The organism is Mesorhizobium sp. M2A.F.Ca.ET.043.02.1.1 (assembly GCF_003952405.1).
Classification (GTDB): Bacteria; Pseudomonadota; Alphaproteobacteria; order Rhizobiales; family Rhizobiaceae; genus Mesorhizobium.
The window spans coordinates 3,550,235-3,570,608 of record NZ_CP034445.1; the positions used below are offsets into that span (position 1 = coordinate 3,550,235).

Sequence of the window (20,374 nt, forward strand, 5' to 3'; positions counted from 1 at the left end):
AGCTGAACCATGGGCCGCAGGGGACCGAAGCCGGAACCTGCCAGCGTCAAGCTTGCGAAGGGGAAGTCTGGTCGCCGTCCTATCGGCGTCGAGCCTTCGGCCGAAGAGCAGGCGAAGACCGTCGCGACCAGTGGCACGGTCGAGCCGCCGGCATGGCTGAAGGGTGAAGCCCTCGACGTTTGGAACCGGCTGGCGCCGCGCGTCATCGGCATGAAGTTGCTGTTCCCGATCGACGCCGAGACCTTCGGCCGCTACTGCCGCAACTTCGCCCGCTGGCTGAAGATGCAGCAGCGTCTCGACGAGATGGGCGAGATTTACGAGATCGAGACGGCCAGCGGAAAGGTGCGCCGCGCCGATCCGTCGTTCATCATCGGCTATCACCTTGAGCGTCAGCTTGTGACGGCCGAAGCCAACTTCGGCCTCAACCCGGCAGAGCGTCAGCGCCTGTTCGCAGCTCGCGCCGCGGGATCGACCGGCGATCTGTTCTCCGGCATGGGCTCGGCGCCGGCCGCGACTGGCGCCGACAAGACGCCGGCTTCACCGGCTCCGGCCAAGCCGGCCGCCAAAGGTTCGGCGGTAGGATTCCTGCAGTAGGGCCATGCCGGTCAAGGCAGGTCGAGCAGCGCACCGGCTCGGACCGCGCAACCGCCCGCTCGGCGTTGGCGCAGATGCGAAGTGGTGCAAGGACCGGCAAGCGTGGTGTGCCGGCGAGTATTGGTTCGATGAGGTAGCGGCCGACAAGGCGGTCGCGTTCTTTCCGACGCATCTGTGCTTCACCAAGGGCGAATGGGCAGGACGCCCGTTCGAACTGGAGCCCTGGCAGGCCAACGACATCGTCCGGCCCGTCTTCGGCTGGAAGCGCCCCGACGGCACGCGTCGATATCGCCGCGTCTATGTCTGGGTGCCGCGCAAGAACGGCAAGACAGAACTCGCTGCCGGCATCGCGCTCCTAGTGCTGCTCGGCGATGGCGAACTCGGCGGCGAAGTCTATTCGATCGCCTCGCATGAAGGTCAGGCGCGGCTGGTGTTCAACCAAGCCGCCACGATGGCGGGCAAGTCAGAGACGCTCAGCAATGATCTCGTCTGCCTGAAATCGTCGATCTATTGCGCGGCGCTCAATGCCGGTTTCAAGCCGCTGTCGGGCAAGGCCGAAGGCAAGCATGGTTTCTCGGCGTCGGGACTGATCGGCGACGAAATCCACGAATGGGTGTCGGGCGACCTCTACCAGTTCGTGCACGATTCGGAAGACGCCCGGCGCCAGCCGCTGGAATTCCTGATCTCCACCGCCGGCAAGAAAGGAACCTACGGCGAGGAAGTCTGGGACGAGTGTCAGAAGATTCTCGACGGCACATTTGAGGATCCCGAAACGCTCGTCATCGTCTATGCCGCGGACCCGGAAGACGATTGGCAATCGGAAGAGACCTGGCACAAGGCCAATCCGAACCTCGGCGTCTCGAAGAAGTTGGACACGATGCGCACCAATGCGCGCCGTGCCCGCCAGTTGCCGCGTCTCGAAAACCACTTCAAGAACTATCACCTCAATCTCTGGACGGAACAGGCCGTCCGCTGGCTGCCGATCGACGCGGTTGACGACGAGGGGAAAAAGTTCGGCTGGGACCATTGCGCCGGCCCGGTCGGCTGGAAAGAGCTTGAGGCGAAGCTTGCGCACAAGCGCTGTTTCGGTGGCCTCGATCTTTCGTCGGTTGTCGACCTTTCGGCGCTGATCTGGTGGTTCCCGATCCAGCAAGGGCTTCCGGCGCCGGCGCTGCTGGCGCGGTTCTTCAAGCCTGCCGCGCTGATCAAGGAACACGCCAAGCGCGACAAGCTGCCCTACGAGAAGTGGGTGAACGAAGGCGCGATCATCGCTACACCGGGCAACGTCGTCGATTACGCCTTCATTCAGGAACAGATTTACCGCGATGCCGAGAAATTCCGCATCGCGCATGTCGGCAACCACGAACTTGAGGCCGGACAGGGCGGCCTCGCAATCGACCGCTGGAACGCGACCGAGACGGCGGTGAAGCTCCAACAGGAAGGCCTGCCGGTCGTGCTCTTCGGCCAGGGCTTTGCCTCAATGTCGCCGCCGGCCAAGGAACTGGAACGCCTTGTTCTTTGCAATGGCTTCCATCATGGCGGCCACCCGGTGCTGCGCCGCCATGCCCAGGTTGTCGCTGTCGAAACGGACGCCGCCGACAACATCAAGCCGGCGAAGAACAAATCGACCGAGCGGGTGGACGGCATCATCGGCACGACCATGGCGATCGGCATCGCCATCAGAGACAAGGGCGAGGACGCTGGCATGGATGATTACTTCAAATCCCTGACAGGTGCGGCTTGAAACTCTTTCGCAAGATGGCCGATGTCGTGGTTCGGGCGCTCAGCGTCAGGCAGCCGGACGGCTGGTATCCGGCCGGACAGATCGGCGACGCCGGCGAGCCTGTCACTGGCAGCAACGCGCTCGCCCTCTCCGCCGTCTGGGGCTGCGTCAATCTCCTGGCCGGCACTATCTCGTCATTGCCGTTGATGGTCTACCGGACCTTAGCGGACGGCACGCGTGAAGTTGCCAAGGACCATCCCCTTTATCGGCTGCTGCACGACAGTCCGAATTTCGATCAGACCGCCGTCGACTTCTGGGACTTCATGGCATCATCAATCGAGCTTTGGGGCAATGCCTACGCCCGGCAGCTCCGAGGCTCGACCGCTCTCGCTGCGCTGGTCCCGGTTCGTCCCGATCTCGTCTCTGTTCGCCGTCTCACCAACGGCACGCTCGAATATCGCTGGTCCTATGAGGGCCGTGCATATGTCGAGACCGACCAGACGATGCTGCACATCCGCGGCCCTGGCGGCGATCCGCTCGGCGGCATGTCGACGCTGCATTTCGGCCGTCATGCCTTTTCCCTCGCCCGTGCGACCGACAAGGCAGCCGGGAAAACCTTCGCCAATGGTTTGCGGCCGTCAGGCGGTCTGAAGTTCGCCAATTGGCTGAACAAGGACCAGCGTGACATCGCCAGGTCCGAGATCGCCGACAAGATCGGCGCCGACAATGCCGGCAAGCCGATCATCCTTGAGGGCGGTACCGAGTGGGTCCAGTTCCAGCTCAAGCCGGAAGACGCGCAGATGCTCGAATCGCGCGCGTTCTCGGTCGAGGAAATCTGCCGCTTCTTCGGCGTGCCGCCGGTCATGATCGGCCATACGTCGAAGACGACGAGCTGGCCGACGGGCGTCGAGCAACAGGGCTTGATCCTTCAGAAGTTCACGTTGCGCCGCCGGTTGAAGCGCATCGAACAGGCGCTCGAAAAGCAATTGCTGACGCCGAAAGACAGGGCGGACGGCATCTCGATCGAGTTCAACCTTGAAGGTCTGTTGCGCGCCGACAGCGCCGGCCGCTCCGCCTTCTACAAGGACATGACCTCGATCGGCGCGATGACCATCAACGAGGTGCGCATGCGCGAGAACATGCCGAAGGTCGAGGGCGGGGACGTGCCGCGTATGCAGATGCAGAACATCCCCATCACGGCTGATCCGGCCGACCAACAGAACCTGATCGGAGGTCCGAAATGAAGACGAAGGATTTCGCCCTGCAGGTCAAGGACCTGTCGGATGACGGCACGTTCGAGGGCTACGGCTCGATCTTCGGCAACGTCGATTCCTACGGCGAAAAGGTGATGCCTGGCGCCTTCGTCGAAAGCCTCGCCCGCCACAAGCGCGAGGGCAGCAATGTGCTGATGCTGTGGAACCACGACATCTATCAGCCGATTGGCGTCTGGGAAGACCTGGCGGAAGACGCCAAGGGTCTGTGGGGCAAGGGCCGTTTCCTGCTCGACATCCAGCGCGCCCGCGAGGTTCACACGCTCGCCAAGAACAAGGCCATCGGCGGCCTGTCGATCGGCTACAAGGAAGAGGAAGCCGACCAGGAACAGGCTGTGCGCCTCCTGAAGAAGCTGAGCCTCTATGAGATCAGCCCGGTCACCTTCCCGGCGAACCGCCGGGCGCGGATCGAGGCGGTCAAGTCCGAGCGCATTGATGAATTCGCGCGCCGGCTGCGCGACGGCGATCCCATGCCCGTGAAAGATTTCGAGGACATCCTGCGCGAGGCAGGCGTCCCCAAAGCCATGGCCGTACAGATCGCCTCTGTCGGCTATGCGAAGGCCATTCGGAGCGAGTCCGAGGGCAGCAAGGCGAAAGAACCGGCCGCATTCCTGCAGGCGCTCCTGCGCGGCTGATCACTCACCAACTGTTCAAAGGACATTGCTATGAAACTGAACATCGCCACGATGCTGGCGGTAGCGACCATCGCTGCGCTCGGCATTCTCACCGCCGGATCCGCGCATGCCGCCTTCGGCGTCGTCGATCCTTCCGCCCTGGCCGGACTCGCGCCCTTCGCTGCGGTCGGTGCTGGCGGCATTGCCCGCCTCGCTGCCTCGACCATCGGTCCGCGCATCTTCTTCGACAAGCCCAACGACGGAACCGGTGGCGACGTCGTCGACGTCGAGAAACTGGCGAAGGAGGTCAAGGAGAAGTTCCAGAAGGCGCTCGACGACGTCAAGGCCATCGCCGAGGAAGCCCTTGGCAAGGCCAAGGCCGGCGAGGACCTGACCAAGTCCACCAAGGAAAAGGCGGACCAGGCCCTCACCAAGATGAACGGTCTGAACGAGCAGCTTACCACGCTCGAGCAGAAGATCGCCCGCGAAGGTCCGAAGGACGATCAGAAGGCAAAGTCGTTCGGCGAGCAGTTTGTCGAGGCCGAGAGCGTGAAGTCTTGGCTCGGCAGCTCGCCCAGCAAGGGCAAGACCGACCTGCGCATTAAGGCAACGCTGACTTCCGCCACGACCGACACCGCCGGCGCGGTTGGCGACGCCATCGCGCCGACCCGCCTGCCCGGTATTCTGCCGCTCCCACAGCGCCGCCTGACCGTTCGCGACCTGATCTCGACCGGCCGCATGGATGGCAACACACTGGAATACGTCAAGGAAACGGGCTTCACCAACAATGCCGGCATGGTGGCGGAAGGCGCCTCCAAGCCGTCTTCGGACATCAAGCTCGATCTGATGACGACGTCGGCAAAAGTCATCGCGCACTGGATGAAGGCCTCGCGCCAGGTGCTCGAAGACATCTCGCAGCTCCGTTCCATGATCGACCAGCGTCTGATCTATGGTCTTGCCTACAAGGAAGAGTCCCAGATTTTGAACGGTGACGGCACCGGCCAGAATCTCAACGGCATCATCCCGCAGGCGACCGCATATGCGGCGCCGATTTCACTGGCGGACATAACGATGATCGATGTGCTTCGCTTGGCGATGTTGCAGGCGGCGCTGGCTGAGTACCCGGCCACCGGCCATGTCCTCAACCCGATCGACTGGACTTATATCGAGACCCAGAAGGACGATATCGGCCGGTACATCATCGGCAATCCGCAGGGCTCGATCACGCCTACCTTGTGGGGCCTGCCGGTCGTGCAGACGCAGTCGATGACGGTTCGCAAATTCCTGACCGGTGCGTTCAAGCTCGGCGCGCAGATTTTCGACCGTTGGGATGCGCGTGTCGAGGCTGGTTTCGAGAACGACGACTTCACCAAGAACCTCATCACGATCCTTGGCGAAGAGCGCGTCGCGCTCGCCGTCTATCGTCCGGAATCCTTCATCTACGGTGATTTCGACACCGCGCTCGCGGCCTGAGTTCGGCTGATCAAGGCGGGCGGCGTCAGCCGCCCGCTCTATCAACCGAAGGAGGTCGCAATGACTGAAAAGCTGCAATGGAAAGTCCTGCGGGGCCATGAAGGCGACCGCGTCTACAAGGAAGGGGACACCCGCGAGGGCACCCGGGCCGAGCTTGGCCACCTCGAGGGCAAGACGCTGGAACTGATTGGCCCGGTGAAGGCTGAGAAGGCCGAGCCGGCGCCGAAGAACAAGGCCGAGGGCGCTGCGCCCGCGAACAAGGCCGCGAAACGGCGGAAATAGCTCCGTCGGCACCAGGCGCCTTCTCCCAAGGCCGCCGCAACTCCCGAGAGGAAAACACCATGCGTCGCTACAAGGTAGCCATCACCACTGCTGCCGACGGCAGCGCCACGGCGTACACGCCGCGGCTGTCCGGCAAGATTCACAGCATCCAGTATGTGAAGACCGATTTTGCCAACGGCGTCGGCTTCACCGTCACGTCGGAAGCGACGGGCGAGAGCATCTGGGCGGAAGCCAATGTGAACGCGTCCGCGGTGCGCTATCCGCGCGCGCCTACTCATTCGCAGGCCGGCGCCGCGGCTCTCTTTGCCGCTGGCGGCACCGCCGTGCAGGACAAGATCGGTGTCGCCAACGATCGTGTGAAGATCGTCGTCGCGGCTGGCGGCAACGCCAAGTCCGGCACCGTTCACGTGTTGGTCGACTGATCATGCTCGCACCTGTCCGCATCGAGGATCCGGAAGACACGCCCGTCTCGCTCGACGATGTGAAGCTGTATTGCCGCGTCGATTTCGACGATGACGACGTGCTTCTGGAAGCGTTCCTCGATGCGGCCACAGCGCATTTGGAAAAGGTTCTCGATATCGCTCTGGTGACCCAGACCTGGCGGCAGGATTTCGACAGCTTCAAATGCCTGCGCCTGGTCAAGGGACGCGCGCAGAGTGAAGGCCTGATCGTTGAGTATTGGGACGCCGATAACGCCGAGCAGACGCTTCCCGGCCCGACCTATCGGATGCTTGTCGACAGCGTCGGCGCATATGTCGCGATCGCACCTGGCGCAGCATGGCCGCAGGTCTACTCCCGCCCCGATGCGGTGTCAGTCTTCTATGTCGCCGGCAGCGCGCCGGAAGATGTGCCGGCGGCGTTGAAGGCGGCGATCCGGATGCATGTCGCTCACCTCTACCAGAACCGCGAGGCGGTCACCGTCGACGCGGTCTCGAACTTCCTACCGCTCGGTTACGAGGCTCTGATCTGGCCCTTCAAAAAGCCGGGCCTATAGCCGCTCACCTCTCTCAAACCGGAGAACTCTCCCATGGCCGACCTTGTCATCACCGCTGCCAGCGTTGTCGCTGGCGCGAATGCCGAAACCGAAACCGGCGCCGCCGGCGAGGCGATCACCGCCGGGCAGGCGGTTTATCGCTCCAGCACCACGAAGAAGCTCATGAAGGCGGATTCGAACGGCGCCAGCGCCGAGATCCGTACCCCAATCGGCATCGCGCTCAATGGCGGCGCGCTCGATCAGCCGATCAAGTTCCAGAAGAGCGGCGACATCACGATTGGCGCGGCCCTGACGCCGGGCCTCGCCTATTACCTGTCGGATACGCCCGGCGGCATCTGCCCGGTCGCCGACATCGGGGCGGGCGAATATGTCTGTCTGATCGGTCTGGCATCGTCGGCGAGCGTGCTGGCGCTCGACATCCGCTACACGGGCGTGTCGAACTGACATGTGGGTCCGCTTCACCGCCGACTTCGACTGGAAGCCGACGCCGCAATCCGTCATCGCCTACAAGGCGGGGATGGAGCAGAACGTCACGCGCGCCTGCGCGGATGCCGCGCTTTCGGCGGACAAGGCGGTGAAATGCTCCAAGCCGCGCAAGGGTGCCGACGATGGCCAGGCCTGACGCCGGCTCATTGCGCGAGCGCGTCGCCTTCGATGCGCGTTCCGAGATCGACGACGGCTACGGCAACACCGTCGCCGGCGATTTCGAGGAACGCTTCCAGTGCCGCGCCGATTTCCGCAGCAGAGGCGGCTCCGAAGCCGTTCTGGCGGCGCGCCTCGAGGGCCGCAACACGTTCGGCGTCTATGTGCGCTCGTCCTCGCAGTCTCGCCGCCTGACGACCGATTGGCAAATGCGTGATGTTAGAACCGGCACGGTCTACGCGGTCATCGCCGTCGACATCATCACCGATCCAGCGTGGGTCTATCTCACAGTGCAATCAGGCGTGGCGGCATGAGAACACAGGCCAAGTGGATGGGGCGTGAAGCGCTCTATCGGCGTCTCAATCAGCTGCTTCCGAATGTCGAAAAGGAAGTTGCCGTAGAACAGCTCGAGGGCGCGAAGGAACTTGCCAACAGGATCCGGCCGCGCGCGCCGCGTGATACCGGGCATTACGCCGATACCATCCAGGCGGATCGCCTCGCCAACCGACCGGGAGAACGGCGGGTCGGCGGCAAGGTCAAGACGATGTCGACTGGCAACGCGCTGAACGCGACCAAGGATCCGAACGCGACCGGAATATTCGCGGAATTTATCTGGCGATTCCTCGAATTCGGCACAGTCAAGATGGCGCCACGCCCCCATATCTTCCCGACCTACCGGGCGTATCGCAAGCGGCTCCGCCGCCGCATCGCCGGCGCCGTCAATAGAGCCGTTCGCAAGGCAAAGGCCGACGAACAGCGTCTGATGGACCAGAATGAAGAGCTGATCGAAGCTATCGAGAGGTCTAGATGACATCGCCAAGCCTCGAACTGCAGGGCGCGATCGTGGCGCGGCTGAAAGGCGTGGTCGGAGTAACGTCGCTCATCGGGCAGCGGGTCTACGACACCGTTCCCGACAAACCGACCTTTCCCTATGTGACGATCGGCCCGTTCGATGAACTTTCAGACGATGCCGATTGCATCAAAGGCTTCAACATCGCCTTCGACATCAACGTGTGGTCGCGCGCTGTCGGGCTCCCCGAGGCGGAAAAGATCAGCGACGCGGTCCGGATAGGCATTCTCGAGCCGGAACTGATCCTTGCCGACAACGCGCTGGTCTATCTGCAGCACCGGCAGACAGTCTTTTCGCGCGACCCGGACGGACTGACGAACCGGGCTCGCATGAGCTTCGAGGCTTTCGCGGAACAACCGTGAACAGGGTATCCGACTTTTAACAGGCAGGTGGCGCGCCTGCCGGCATCCATGCCGCGCCGATCAACCCACATGGAGACGATACGATGGCATCCCCCACGACAATCAAGGGCGGCAAGGTCAAGGTCATGCTCGGCGACGGCGCGACCCCGGTAGAAAATTTCGCCGTTCCCTGCGGCTTCACGTCCCGCTCGGTCACGCTGACAAAGGCCCTCAACGAGTTCCAGCTTCCCGACTGCGACGATCCCGACAAGGTCGACTGGCTCGGCCGCGATGCGACCTCGCTGTCGATGGCGATCAGCGGCGAGGGTGTGCTCGCCTCCGAGTCGGTCGAAACCTGGCTCAACGCTTGGGAGAGCGTCGATTCGGTCCACGTGAAGGTCATCTGGGAGTTCCCGACCAAGACTATCACCTGGACCGGCTCGATGCATGTCGAGACTTTCGCGGCCACGGCGCCGAACGCGCAGCGCGTCACCGCGAACGTGTCGCTGCAGTCCGACGGCGCCATGACTCGGGTGGTTTCGTGAGCCGAGACGCCTCGACCACCCAGACCTTCGCAAATGACGACTACGTCTTCCGCATGGGCTGGGGCGAGTTGGAGCAGCTTCAGGAGGCCTGTGACGCCGGTCCCTATGTGGTGCTCGACCGGCTTGTGTCCGGCCGCTGGCGCATGGGCGACATTTCCAACGTCATCCGCCTTGGCCTGATCGGCGGCGGAGCGGAACCCGTCAAGGCGCTGAAGCTGGTCCGTGCCTATGTGCAGGACCGGCCGCCGCTGGAAAATCTCGTGCTTGCGCAGCTCGTCCTCGGCGCGGCGGTAGCCGGCGCGCCAGAGGAGGACGTCGGAAAAAAATCAGAGGCTCCGGATCAGAGCGATCCGATGAACTCCCAAACGGAAAGTTCCGGTTCGGAGCCATCTATGGCAACGGAGCCGTCCTCGGCTTCACCCCGCAAGAAGTCCGCCGAATGAGCATGTGGCAATACCTCGCCGCGCTCGAAGGCTGGCAGAAGGCCAACGATCCGGACGGGGACAAGGCCCTCACGTCCAAGGAAGTCGACGAACTCTGGGACTGGATCAGGGAATAGCGATCAAATGGCCGGCGATACCGAAGACCTAATCCTGTCGATCTCTGCCGACACGAAGCAGATACAGCGCGCGCTGCAACGCCTGACCGGGGACACGCGCGCGACGACGACGGCCATCCAGCAGCAGTTCGACGATCTCGGCAACCGCACGGCCGGCGCCTTCGACAATACCGCGACGCGCGCCAGGCAGTCGTTCCGGGTCATCCAGGGCGGCGCCAAGGACATCCAGACCGCCATGAAGGCATCGTCCTTCCAGACGGCGAACCTCGGCGCACAGCTGCAGGACATCGCCGTGCAGCTGAAGGGGGGAGCCTCGCCGCTCACGATCGCACTGCAGCAGGGCACCCAGATCAACCAGGTGCTTGGCCAGGCTGGTGCCGCCGGCGCTGTCAAGGCGCTTGGCGGTGCCTTCACGTCGCTGATCAACCCAGTGTCCCTCGCGACCATCGCCACAATCGCTCTCGTCGGCTACGCCGTCGAATATTTCTCGGAGGTTGTGAGCGGTGGCGACAAGAGCGCCGAGACGCTGAAACAGGAAGCCGAGCTGCTCGACAGGGTCGCGCAGAAATGGGGCGATGCCCTGCCTGCCGTCAAGGCTTATGCCGACGAGCGCAAGCGCGCGCTTGAAGAAGGCGAGATCCGGCAGGCCACGCAACTGACGATCGACGAGCAGTTTAAGGAAGCCCGGGAAACGGTCAAAACCCTGACCGTCGATATCGCCGACCTGGTGAGCCAGCTTCGGCTTGCCGGCGCGCCGAATGAGGAAATCGTCGCCGTCCAGCGCGCGTTCACTGCGCTGCAGAAGGCGGTGGAGGAGGGCAAGGATTCGACCAAGGAGAACAAGGCGCTGCTGGAAGCGCTATCGACGGCCTATTTCAACCGTGGCGTACCGGCGGCCGATGCCTTCGCCCGCAAGGTCCACGAAATCGCCGACGGCTTCGCCGCTGTCGCCAAACAGGCCGACGAGGCGCGCAAGGCGCAGGATGAGGCGTTGAACGCGGAACGGTTTCGCGGCTTCAACGGGCCGCCCGGCGCGTTTACCAACCCGCAAGGCATCCACCTTCCAGCCTCCGCCCCTACGCCGGATCAGCGTCCGTCCTTCGAGGATGTCGGCCAGTCGATCAACAGCCTGAATTCAGCGATCGACGCGTTCGTGCGGCGCGTCGATCGTGCCGAAGGCCGAGGCGATAATCCGAATTCGAGCGCGTCGGGCGTCGGCCAGTTCATCGAGAGCACCTGGCTCAACCTGTTTAAGAAATACTACCCGCAACAGGCAGACAGCATGTCCCGCGACGCCATCCTGGCGCTGCGCGACAATGCGGATGTCTCTTACGACCTGATCCGCAAATATGCCGCCGAGAACGCCAAGGTGTTGCAGGATGCTGGCGTGCATGTCGACGAGGCGGCGCTGCAGCTCGCACACTTCCTTGGCGCCGGCGACGCTGCCAAGGTGCTTAATGCCGCGCCTGGCACGCCGCTCGCCGGGCTGATCTCGCAGGCGTCAATCAAGGCCAACCCGACCATCCTCGGCGGCGGTCGCACGGTCGACGATGCCATCGCCTATGCGCAGCGGCGGGCCGGCGCCAGCGTCGGTAGTTCGGCAAAGACGCCGAGCGACATCTTCCAGGGCAGCATGGATGACATCCAGCGCCGTATCGATCTGCTCAACGCCGAGGCGCAAGCGCAGGCCGGCCTAAACCCGCTGGTGAACGATTACGGCTTCGCGCTCGACAAGGCCAAGATCAAGCAGCAACTCCTCAACGACGCCGCCAAAGCTGGCGTGGAGGTGACGCCAGAGCTTGCGGCCAAGATAGACGAACTCGCCGGCAACTATGCCAAGGCATCTTCCAGCGCCGATGCCTTCAAGGCCAGCCAGCAGAAGATCCTCGACCAGCAGCGCGAGTTGAACGACTTCGGCCGTGGCGTGCTCGGCGGCATCATCGACGATCTGCGCGCGGGCAAGGATGCCGGCGAGATCTTCGCCAACGTACTGAACAAGATAGCCGACAAGCTGGAAGACATGGCGTTGAACGCTCTCTTCCCTTCAGGCGGCGGCGGACTGTTCAGTGGCCTCTTTGGCGGCGGTGGTGGCCTGCTCGGCGGTCTCCTTATCCCCGGCATCCTGCATTCCGGCGGCGTGGCCGGCGTGGACGGCTATGGCCATGGTCGCGCCGTCGCGGCATCCACGTTCGCCGGCGCCAGGCGTATGCATGGCGGCGGCGTGGCCGGAGGCCTTCAGCCCGGCGAGGTGCCGGCTATCCTGCAGAAAGGCGAAGTGGTGCTGCCGCGCGGCGCGCGCGCCGGCGGCTCCAGCGATACCGTGCGCGTCGTGCTTCAGGATGACAGCGGGCGCATGTCCGACATCGCCGACCAGCGCATCAAGACGCATTCCGGAACGATCGTCGATGTTGCCGTGCAGCGCAGCACCAAGGCGGTCCGCAACGGCATGCCGGGCTATCTCGCCGAAGCGCAAAGCCGGTCTTTGTAAGGGGCTTCCATGACCATCCGTTGGCCGTGCGAGGTCCTGGTTCCGCGGGACGTCGCCTTCGATCTTGCGCCGCGCTCGCTTGCCGGGCCGGCATCCGTCAATGGCGCGACACAGGTCGTGTCGAGCGATGCCGGCATCTGGAAGGCGACCTATAGCTCGATCGTCGTCAACAATCGCAATGCCGTGCTGGCGCACCGGGCCATCAGCACGCTCCTCGAGGGGCGCTTGGGCTCGATCCTCGTCCCTCTCTGCCGCGGTTATCAGCCGGTCCCAGACGGCGCGGTTGCCGCTGGGCTCTACGACCAGGTTCCACATAGCGACGATGCCTTGTTCGACGATGGAACCGGCTATGTCGGCGAAGTCATCGACGTCGTCGCGGCGGCGCCGGCGGCGCTGCGTGCGACCACGATGACAGTGACGGTCGGCTACGCAGGCGCCATACAGCCGGGTCAGCATTTCTCGCTCGGCGAACGGCTCTATAGGATCCGGACCTTCGATCAGAAAACCGGCACCATGACTTTCCGGCCGCCGCTACGCGAGCCTGTGCTGTCCGGCGACCGGCTGGAATTCGACGATCCGGTCTGCCGCATGCGGCTCGCAAGCGACGACAGCATGGACCTGCAGTTGAGCCTGCGCCGCTTCGGCACCCCGACCGTCCAGTTCGTAGAGGACGTCTGATGTCGGCTGATTTCTTCACTGCCGAGCAATTGGCGCTGCTTACGGCGGGCCGGGTCTATGTCAGCATCCTGGTCAAGTTCGACTTCGCCTCCGGTCCGGAATATGCCTGGAACGGCAACACCAAGCTTACGGTAAACGGCAACACCTATCTGCCGATGTATGGCGCCGCACAGATCGAAGGGCTTGGGCTTTCTGGCAGCGGCGCGAGCGACAGCGTCACCGTCTCGGTCGACGGTCTGCCCGACCAGGCGCTCGGTTTCCTGGCGAAGGCCTTGGAGGATACGCCGCTCATCGACCAGCAGTTGATGACGGTCTACCTGCAGCTCTTCGATTCCGAATGGCAGACGGTTGGCAATCCAATTCCGATCTTCTGGGGGTTCATGCAGCCGCCCAAGGTCGGCCGGACCGAAATGCAGGATGATCAAGGCGCGATCCAGTCGATTGCCATCGTTGCTGAGAATGCCTTCTTCAATCGATCGCGCCCGCCCTATGGGCGCTACACCGACCGCGACCAGCAGGCGCGCTCGCCCGGCGACAAGTTCTTCGGCTTCGTCAGCTCGATCCTGATGAAGACCGTCACCTATCCTGACTATTGAGGCGCGACGTGACCAAGGCGGAACGATTGCGAGCGGTGCGTGACTACATCACCGCCGAGATGCAGCGCCCTTATGAGAAGGGCGTCACCGACTGCGGCGGCACGATCGACCGCTGGGTCAGGTTTCTATCAGGTGTCTCGCCGGTTAACGCCTTCGGCAGGCAGCTGCGCAATGCGCAGGACGCGGCCGAATGGATGGTCGTGCCGCAGATGTTCGTTGTCATGGTCAATCGCGCTGCGCGCGCAGGAGGATTCAAAAAGACGACCATGCCGATCGTCGGTGATGTCGGCCTAGTGTTTCCGGACAAGGGCTTGATCTGTCCTGCCATCCATGCCGGCGACTGCTGGTTTTCGCGGCATGAGACTGGTGCGCTTGCCGTGCCGATCGACAGATTCTGGAAGGCTTGGTCGGTATGAGCTACATCGGGAACAATCTGGACCCGACAGACCAGAGGTCGATCTTTGCGCGAGCGCGCATGGGTTTGGAAAGCCTTGTTTTGTTGGCACTCACATCGGTTGGCGTCAGCGGCGCGGCTCTCGGCATCGCCGTCGGCGCCATCGTCGGTGCCGTCCAGATCGGCGTCGCCATCGGCCTTTCTTATCTCGCCAGCTCGCTTTTCAGGCCTGACCCGCCGAAGCCGCAGGATGTGCAGACCTCGGTCAAGAACCCCGTTGCGCCGCGCGTGCGGCACTATGGGCGGGTCAAGGCCTCCGGTCCGTGGGTATTCGTCGAGAACAAGAGAGGCCTGCTGTTCAAGGTCATTGCCCTTGGGACCGGCCGGCTCGATGCGATCGAGGAGTATTGGATCGACGACAATCTGGCGACCCTAAGCGGCGTCACTGTTACATCGGCGCCATACAACGGCAAGGCGTTCATCCGTTCCCGTCTCGGCCTGCCCACTGAAACGGCCTATAGCGATCTCACGGGCAATTTTCCCGAGTGGGATTCCAATCACCGGGGAGACGGAATCTCCTCTCTCTATGCGGTCCAGGCGTCGGTGGCGTCGGACAAGATCACGGAAGTATTCCCGAACCTCTCCAATACGCTTTACCGAGTGGTCGCGCGGGGATCGATCGTCCACAATCTCGGCACCGGCACCGACATCTGGTCCGAGAACGCCGCCGACATTATCCGCGACTACATGCTCCATGCAGACGGCATGCGTCTGCCTGCAAGCATCGTCGACACGCCTATCGCCGCGGCGGGATGGCTTGCTGCTTACAACCGCGCCGCCGAGGCAGTCCCGCTGAAAGCCGGCGGAACGGAAAAGCGCTATCGCCTCTGGGGATCGTACCAACTAAGCGAGCGGCCGGCCGACGTGTTGTCGCGCATGACGGCAGCTTGCGACGGTCGGCTTGTGCCGACCTCGGATGGGGGCCTCACGCTGGATATCGGCACTTGGGAAGAGCCGACCGTCATTCTTGACGCCGACGCGATTACGGGGTTTTCCGAGGTAGCGCGCGGGCGCGACGTGCTGACCACGGCCAACATCATTCGCGCGACCTTCACCTCGCCGTTCCACGACTACCAGTCTACCGACGCCGACCAATGGATCGACGAGGATGACGTCGCGCTACGCGGCGAGATCCCGCAGGACACGCCCTTCAATATGGCCCCGTCGCATGGGCAGTGCCGGCGCCTCATGAAGCTCGCCGCCTATCGCGCCAATCCATCATGGGTGGGCGTCTTCCAGTGCAATCTGCGCGGTCTGGCGGCGTTCGGGAAACGCTTCGTACGGCTCACCTATCCGCTGTTCGGCATCGACGAAGTCTTTGAAGTCCAGGACTTTCGCTTCAACATCGCCGATGGCGGGATCCTGACCGGCGTATCGCTTCAGGTGCAGTCGATGCCGTCGCAAGCCTATGATTGGGATGCCGCCGCCGAGGAGGGCACCGCGCCGATCTCGGAAGAGACGACGGTCGACAAAACCATACCCCTGCCGACCGGCTTCTCCTTCGGAGTGTCGCGCATTACCGTCGGTAGCCAACAGGTCCCTTACGGAGTGTTGGCCTTCGATGCCTCGCCTTCTGATGCTCTGAAGATCCAGGGGCAATACCGTAAGGTTGGAGCCACCGATTGGCTGGTTGTACCGATCGCCGATGATGCAACGTCTGCAAATACGCAGGCGCTGTCAGATGGTGTGCAATACGAAGCGCAAGTGCGCTTCGTTACGCTGACTGGGCGCGAAGGTGCCTGGACGTCGCCAAGCTTGAAGGTGACGCCGGTTGCCGACCCTACCGCGCCAGGCGTGGTCACCTCGGTTAGCAAGACCGGCGGCACTGGCCAGGTGACGCTTAACTGGACGGCACCGAACAGCGCCAATTACACCGCTGCCAATATCCGCCGCAACACGGTGAATACCGAGGGCTCCGCGGCGCTTGTCCGCACCGAGTACGGTCCGCCGTCGACGGCGGATAGCTACGTGGACGGCGGCTTGGCGGCGGGCACGTACTACTACTGGATCAAGGCCGCCAACGCATCCGGCGTCGAATCGGCCAGCGTGGCCACCGGCTCGGTGACCGTTACCTGAACCAGAGCCGCTCTGGCGGCCAATCAACTGACAATCGATAGCTTTGGAGATTTGGCATGATCGAGCTTGCCAATACGATCTGGCGTGACTTTGTGACGGATGGCGTTCCCGCCAGCGGGGCTAACAAACCGAACAAGGCGAAAATCCGCCTCTGGGGCGCCTACCTGGAATCGCTTCATGCCGGCTCCGGCCTTCCATTTATTTTCTCGTCCTCAACAGCAGATGCGGACCCTGGCTTGGGCGTTTTCCGGCTCAATGCGGCGGTTGGTGTCGCAACAGCTGCATATGTCGACAATGTCGATGCAACCGGTCTCACGATCAGCAGCATTGTCGATAGTTGGGACGATAGCACGAACGCTGTTCGTGGCTCTCTCACTCTGCGCGGCATCGATAATTCCAGCGTGGTTCACGTCTTCAATGTGACAGGCTCTGTCGTCGACGGCACCGGATACCGGAAGCTGACGCTTGTCTATGTCGGCGGATCCGGTGTGCTCGTCGACGGCGACAACTATTCGCTCATTTTCAATCGGTCTGGCGACGTGGGGGGCGTCGCTTCTGTCGCTGGACTGACTGGTGTAGTCAGCGCGATGGGATTACGCGATGCGATCGATGTGATGCCCTACGTCGCCACAAGGTCGGCGATGAAGGCTCTTGACCCGACTAAGGACGCGACCGCGTTGCTCGGCGAGGGGTTGCGCAAGGGTATCTTCGACAGCTTGCTGATCTCGTCGCTATCTGCGAACGAACAAGCCGCCGTCACCGCGGACACCAGAGAGGGCGTCTATGTAGTTTCGACCGCCAACCCGCTCTATGTCTACAAGCGTCGCCACGATGGCATCATGAATGTCCTCTGGTTCGGAGCCCTGGGCGACAATTCAAATGATGATCAGCCTGCCTTTGCGGGAGCATACGCTGTCGCGAAGGCCATTGGCGTGGCAACCACAGAGGGGCCGTGCGGCTTCGTGTGGGGGCCGCCTGGCTATCGCTACAAGTTTGGCTCTTCTCTCCAGCTCGACGTACCGGTGAGGCTCAAGATCGAGGGGGAAATCTTCTATACGCCGACTGCTGGCGCTGCTCTCATTGTCGGAGCTTCGCTCCACACTTCCAGAGGCAACACGCAATACGATATTGATCTGTCGGTCTTGCGTGCCGTGAACGGAAACGCATCAGCGCCGACCGGAATCAATACTGCCGGATCGATCGGCGTCGAGCTGCGCGACGTGCAGTTCTCGCGAATTCGCGTCGAGTTTGCCATCGCATTCACCTATGCAGGCATATATGCCAACGCATCGAACAACATCTTCACAGGCCAACACATCCAGGACAATTGGGTTGAGCTCGGCGAGACCGCTTACTGCGGCGTCGGTTTTCTAGCCGAAAGCCACGGCGCGGCCGATGGCGCGTTTCAGGTCAACGAGGTCCACATCCAGAATTCATTCGGCAATTGGAACAACATCGTTCTTGGTAAATCGGGCGATGGCAATACCAACAACAACCTGTTCTTTGTTGCCGCCGCTGACGCTGACACCGGCGGGGGCAACGTCGTGGTGTGGTCTTCCTATAATTTTATGCAATTCGGCTACATAAGCGGCGTGATCTCGTTGCAGGCCGGCAGCTTTTACAACCGCATCCATCATCAGGTCGGAAACGCACAATGCACCGTAACCGACAACGGCACTGGCAACGTCGTTAGGAACAATGTGGAAGGCACTTTGTCGCCAGAATGGTGGCAGACGGCAAGCCCCACAAAGCCGATGATCAATATTGTCAGCACTGATGGTGGATCATCGCACGCACAAGCCATATCGCTTCGTCGTCGGTCGCCGTCGCCGGCTCCGAACGACGGGGGTATGAGCATTGATGCCTTTTTCCAGAATGACGCGCTGGCCGAAATCCTTGGTGGACGCATCCGCTTCGACATGCCCACCGTCGCTGCTACAGGTACGAATTACAATTTGCGATGGCTGTTCGACACAATCGTTGGCGGTGCGCTCGCCAATCGCATGACGCTTTGGCAAGGCCTCATCTTAGGGAACCCGACCAACGGCGACAAAGGGGCAGGTACTCTCAATGCGGCCGGCCGCATTTACCAGAACGACGCACCTTTGCTCTATTCACTAACGGGCACCGCAACCTATGATCCACCCAGCCTGGCAGATGGTGCCGGCGCCACAACAACCGTCACGGTCACTGGTGCAGCTCTGGGGGATGTGGCGCTCGCTTCGTTCTCGCTTGACACGTCCGGCATCACCGTCACGGCGTGGGTCAGTGCCGTCAATACGGTGTCGGTCCGCTTTCAAAATGAAAGTGGTGGCACTCTGGACATCGCTAGCGGGACGTTGAAAGCAACGGTGCTAAAGTAGCGTTACCAGAACCGCTCGTCCCACGGATTTGGATCGGCCTCGGTCTTCTTGGCAAAGTATGCGAAGAACGATGGATCCAAGCGAATGGCCGGGAAAATTGTACCGACAAGGGCACCTATCATGAAGGCCATGAAAAGCAAGGTCATCGTAGCATTCCTCGGATCGTTCGATAAATGAAGGCACAAAATAGAGCGGCTTCATTTAAAAGGCGAGACCTGGTTGAAATCAGAACGGCCTGCAAGGATATTCGCAACTTGGTGCGCCAGTTGACCCATTCCTCAGCAAGAACCAGCTTCTTGTACTCTTGGAGGATCGACAGAAGCTCGTCGGCATGAGGCGCCAGGGTTCGGCCCCTGTAGCTATTAGGCCTAACAACAGCCTGGAAAGCCTCGCCGACAATTGCCCGATTGAAGCGGGGTATGAGTAGGTCGCGCATCACATAGCGGCTGCGTATCGGGTCGCTCGGGAAATCGGCGTAGACCTTTTTCAAGAAGCGCCACCGGCTGCGGCTCATGCGGATGCTGTAGGATGTGCTTTCCGGGTTAATGCACCAGACGGTGACGGGCCTGTCGATGAAAGTGTTGGTGAACCCAGCCCGGAACATACGAAGGAAGAGATCATCATCCTCATAGCCCATGAATTGGGGATCGAAACCTCCTACTTTCTCAAATGCTAATCTGCTGATGATAGATGCCGATGGGAGCACGAACATGTCTTCCGATAGCATCTTGAAGACATCCGCCTTCGGGTGGGTAGTGTGCGCCTTGATCATGGAACTGCGGACTATCCGTCCTTCTCCGTCTGCCTCCATGAGATCAGCATAGGCCCACCCGAAGCGTTCATCCTGCCTAACGGCCTTGCGCAATATTTCGAGGTGGTTCGGCAGGAAGAAGTCGTCTTGATCCAATAGGCAAATATAGGGCGACTTGGTGGCCGCCACGCCGGCATTTCGGGCCGATCCCTGGCCGCCGTTTTCCTTGTCGAGAACGGTAAATCCGCACTCTGCCGCCAAGTCATGAAGGAATGCCGCTTCGTCAGGCTTTGACCCGTCGTTGACCACTAGAAATTCGGCCGGCTTAACGGTCTGCTTTAGCACGCTGTCAACGGCGCGTCTGATGTATTTGGAACCGTTGTAATAGGGAATGACGACGGCGATATCTGTCATGTCTTTGGGAACCTGATCTGCGAGTTTGCGACATAATCAGCGGGGCTCGGTCGAATGGAAGCACGGGCGGCGCGCATCTGCAGCCACGTGGGGGAGATGCCGGCGAAGCGCGCAAGATCCGACACAAACTGCTTAGGCTTAGCGAGCGCCTTTTCATAGGAAACAAGCATAACGGGGGCGCTCTGGCGAAGAGCAAATTCGGCCAGATCTGCGGACCAGCGAGTCGCGCGGCCCAACTGCTCCCGGAAATCGAAGGTCATTGACAACTCCTCCCTCCTGGCAATGGCCACAGGATCCCGGAATGAGATGACAAAGCGGGGGTTGCGGAACAGTGTCGAGTCGATCGTCTGGTAGGCGGTCGGCCGCTTGAATGCCCAAACATCATGGGCAGCATTGTAGGCCTCGATAATCTCCGCCATCGAGGCCGGGGCGTTTTCCAGCGCGTGCGCGAGCCGAGTATCCTCGGAAATTGAATGATCTAGTTCGGCCCCAAGGAAAACGCCAAGCTTGCCGAGCGTCTTGGCAATCATAGTAGTTCCAGATCGGGGTACGCCCACGATCAGAACTGTGTTTTGAGCGGGTGCTGTGCGCTCATTCAGAACAACAATCCCGCTATTTTGCAGTTGGTCGAGCATCAGAGTCGCTAAATCACTCCAAGCGACAAAA

At 61.8% G+C, this 20,374-nt stretch carries 24 protein-coding genes; 21 read left to right on the plus strand and 3 right to left on the minus strand.

Features of this window, described 5'->3' with window-relative positions; all coding sequences use genetic code 11:
- Positions 1-9 precede the first annotated feature (9 nt).
- The 21 genes from EJ068_RS17025 to EJ068_RS17120 all read left to right on the plus strand — a co-directional run bounded on the left by EJ068_RS17025 (position 10) and on the right by EJ068_RS17120 (position 18,543).
- Complete coding sequence (locus EJ068_RS17025) at positions 10-594, plus strand: phage terminase small subunit P27 family (protein WP_129554639.1); 585 nt, start codon at positions 10-12, stop codon at positions 592-594.
- A gap of 4 nt (positions 595-598) precedes the next feature.
- Positions 599-2,338: a terminase TerL endonuclease subunit gene (locus tag EJ068_RS17030; RefSeq protein ID WP_129554640.1), complete on the plus strand. Its 1,740-nt coding sequence runs from the start codon at positions 599-601 to the stop codon at positions 2,336-2,338.
- Entirely contained in the window at positions 2,335-3,561 is a 1,227-nt protein-coding gene (locus EJ068_RS17035; protein ID WP_129554641.1) for a phage portal protein, read from the plus strand. The genes EJ068_RS17030 and EJ068_RS17035 overlap by 4 nt, the downstream gene beginning before the upstream one ends.
- A complete protein-coding gene (locus tag EJ068_RS17040) occupies positions 3,558-4,223 on the plus strand; it encodes an HK97 family phage prohead protease (protein ID WP_129554642.1) in 666 nt (221 codons plus the stop codon). Before EJ068_RS17035 ends, EJ068_RS17040 begins: the two co-directional genes overlap by 4 nt.
- A gap of 30 nt (positions 4,224-4,253) precedes the next feature.
- Complete coding sequence (locus EJ068_RS17045; protein WP_245463138.1) at positions 4,254-5,675, plus strand: phage major capsid protein; 1,422 nt, start codon at positions 4,254-4,256, stop codon at positions 5,673-5,675.
- Positions 5,676-5,735: 60 nt separating this feature from the next.
- Positions 5,736-5,957, plus strand: coding sequence for a hypothetical protein (locus EJ068_RS17050; RefSeq protein WP_129554643.1), 222 nt, complete (start codon positions 5,736-5,738; stop codon positions 5,955-5,957).
- Positions 5,958-6,016: 59 nt separating this feature from the next.
- Positions 6,017-6,379, plus strand: coding sequence for a hypothetical protein (locus EJ068_RS17055; protein ID WP_129554644.1), 363 nt, complete (start codon positions 6,017-6,019; stop codon positions 6,377-6,379).
- 2 nt (positions 6,380-6,381) lie between these two features.
- A complete protein-coding gene (locus EJ068_RS17060; protein WP_129554645.1) occupies positions 6,382-6,951 on the plus strand; it encodes a head-tail connector protein in 570 nt (189 codons plus the stop codon).
- Between the two features lie 33 nt (positions 6,952-6,984).
- Positions 6,985-7,395 carry a hypothetical protein gene (locus tag EJ068_RS17065; protein ID WP_129554646.1) on the plus strand — a complete coding sequence of 137 codons (411 nt, stop codon included), beginning with the start codon at positions 6,985-6,987 and terminating at the stop codon, positions 7,393-7,395.
- 1 nt (position 7,396) lies between these two features.
- Positions 7,397-7,573 carry a hypothetical protein gene (locus tag EJ068_RS32675; RefSeq protein ID WP_189512489.1) on the plus strand — a complete coding sequence of 59 codons (177 nt, stop codon included), beginning with the start codon at positions 7,397-7,399 and terminating at the stop codon, positions 7,571-7,573.
- Complete coding sequence (locus EJ068_RS17070) at positions 7,560-7,907, plus strand: head-tail adaptor protein (protein WP_129554647.1); 348 nt, start codon at positions 7,560-7,562, stop codon at positions 7,905-7,907. The genes EJ068_RS32675 and EJ068_RS17070 overlap by 14 nt, the downstream gene beginning before the upstream one ends.
- Complete coding sequence (locus tag EJ068_RS17075) at positions 7,904-8,404, plus strand: HK97-gp10 family putative phage morphogenesis protein (protein ID WP_129554648.1); 501 nt, start codon at positions 7,904-7,906, stop codon at positions 8,402-8,404. The genes EJ068_RS17070 and EJ068_RS17075 overlap by 4 nt, the downstream gene beginning before the upstream one ends.
- Complete coding sequence (locus EJ068_RS17080) at positions 8,401-8,805, plus strand: DUF3168 domain-containing protein (protein ID WP_129554649.1); 405 nt, start codon at positions 8,401-8,403, stop codon at positions 8,803-8,805. The genes EJ068_RS17075 and EJ068_RS17080 overlap by 4 nt, the downstream gene beginning before the upstream one ends.
- A gap of 83 nt (positions 8,806-8,888) precedes the next feature.
- Entirely contained in the window at positions 8,889-9,329 is a 441-nt protein-coding gene (locus EJ068_RS17085; protein ID WP_129554650.1) for a phage tail tube protein, read from the plus strand.
- The gene (locus EJ068_RS17090) at positions 9,326-9,772 is read left to right on the plus strand and encodes a gene transfer agent family protein (RefSeq protein WP_129554651.1); all 447 of its coding nucleotides are present in this window, start codon (positions 9,326-9,328) and stop codon (positions 9,770-9,772) included. Before EJ068_RS17085 ends, EJ068_RS17090 begins: the two co-directional genes overlap by 4 nt.
- Positions 9,773-9,895: 123 nt before the next feature.
- A complete protein-coding gene (locus EJ068_RS17095; RefSeq protein WP_129554652.1) occupies positions 9,896-12,376 on the plus strand; it encodes a phage tail length tape measure family protein in 2,481 nt (826 codons plus the stop codon).
- Between the two features lie 9 nt (positions 12,377-12,385).
- Entirely contained in the window at positions 12,386-13,054 is a 669-nt protein-coding gene (locus EJ068_RS17100; RefSeq protein WP_129554653.1) for a hypothetical protein, read from the plus strand.
- Positions 13,054-13,650 carry a hypothetical protein gene (locus EJ068_RS17105; RefSeq protein ID WP_129554654.1) on the plus strand — a complete coding sequence of 199 codons (597 nt, stop codon included), beginning with the start codon at positions 13,054-13,056 and terminating at the stop codon, positions 13,648-13,650. Before EJ068_RS17100 ends, EJ068_RS17105 begins: the two co-directional genes overlap by 1 nt.
- Before the next feature lie 8 nt (positions 13,651-13,658).
- Positions 13,659-14,066 carry a hypothetical protein gene (locus tag EJ068_RS17110; RefSeq protein WP_129554655.1) on the plus strand — a complete coding sequence of 136 codons (408 nt, stop codon included), beginning with the start codon at positions 13,659-13,661 and terminating at the stop codon, positions 14,064-14,066.
- Entirely contained in the window at positions 14,063-16,180 is a 2,118-nt protein-coding gene (locus tag EJ068_RS17115) for a fibronectin type III domain-containing protein (protein ID WP_245463139.1), read from the plus strand. The genes EJ068_RS17110 and EJ068_RS17115 overlap by 4 nt, the downstream gene beginning before the upstream one ends.
- Positions 16,181-16,236: 56 nt before the next feature.
- Entirely contained in the window at positions 16,237-18,543 is a 2,307-nt protein-coding gene (locus tag EJ068_RS17120) for a hypothetical protein (protein ID WP_129554656.1), read from the plus strand.
- Between the two features lie 2 nt (positions 18,544-18,545).
- Here the strand turns inward: EJ068_RS17120 and EJ068_RS32680 are convergent, their stop codons facing one another.
- From EJ068_RS32680 to EJ068_RS17130, 3 genes are read right to left on the minus strand one after another with little or no spacing between them, the layout of a single operon-like run.
- The gene (locus tag EJ068_RS32680) at positions 18,546-18,689 is read right to left on the minus strand and encodes a hypothetical protein (RefSeq protein ID WP_189512491.1); all 144 of its coding nucleotides are present in this window, start codon (positions 18,687-18,689) and stop codon (positions 18,546-18,548) included.
- Complete coding sequence (locus EJ068_RS17125) at positions 18,686-19,708, minus strand: glycosyltransferase family A protein (RefSeq protein WP_129554657.1); 1,023 nt, start codon at positions 19,706-19,708, stop codon at positions 18,686-18,688. Before EJ068_RS17125 ends, EJ068_RS32680 begins: the two co-directional genes overlap by 4 nt.
- Complete coding sequence (locus tag EJ068_RS17130) at positions 19,705-20,343, minus strand: hypothetical protein (RefSeq protein ID WP_129554658.1); 639 nt, start codon at positions 20,341-20,343, stop codon at positions 19,705-19,707. Before EJ068_RS17130 ends, EJ068_RS17125 begins: the two co-directional genes overlap by 4 nt.
- Positions 20,344-20,374: the final 31 nt, after the last annotated feature.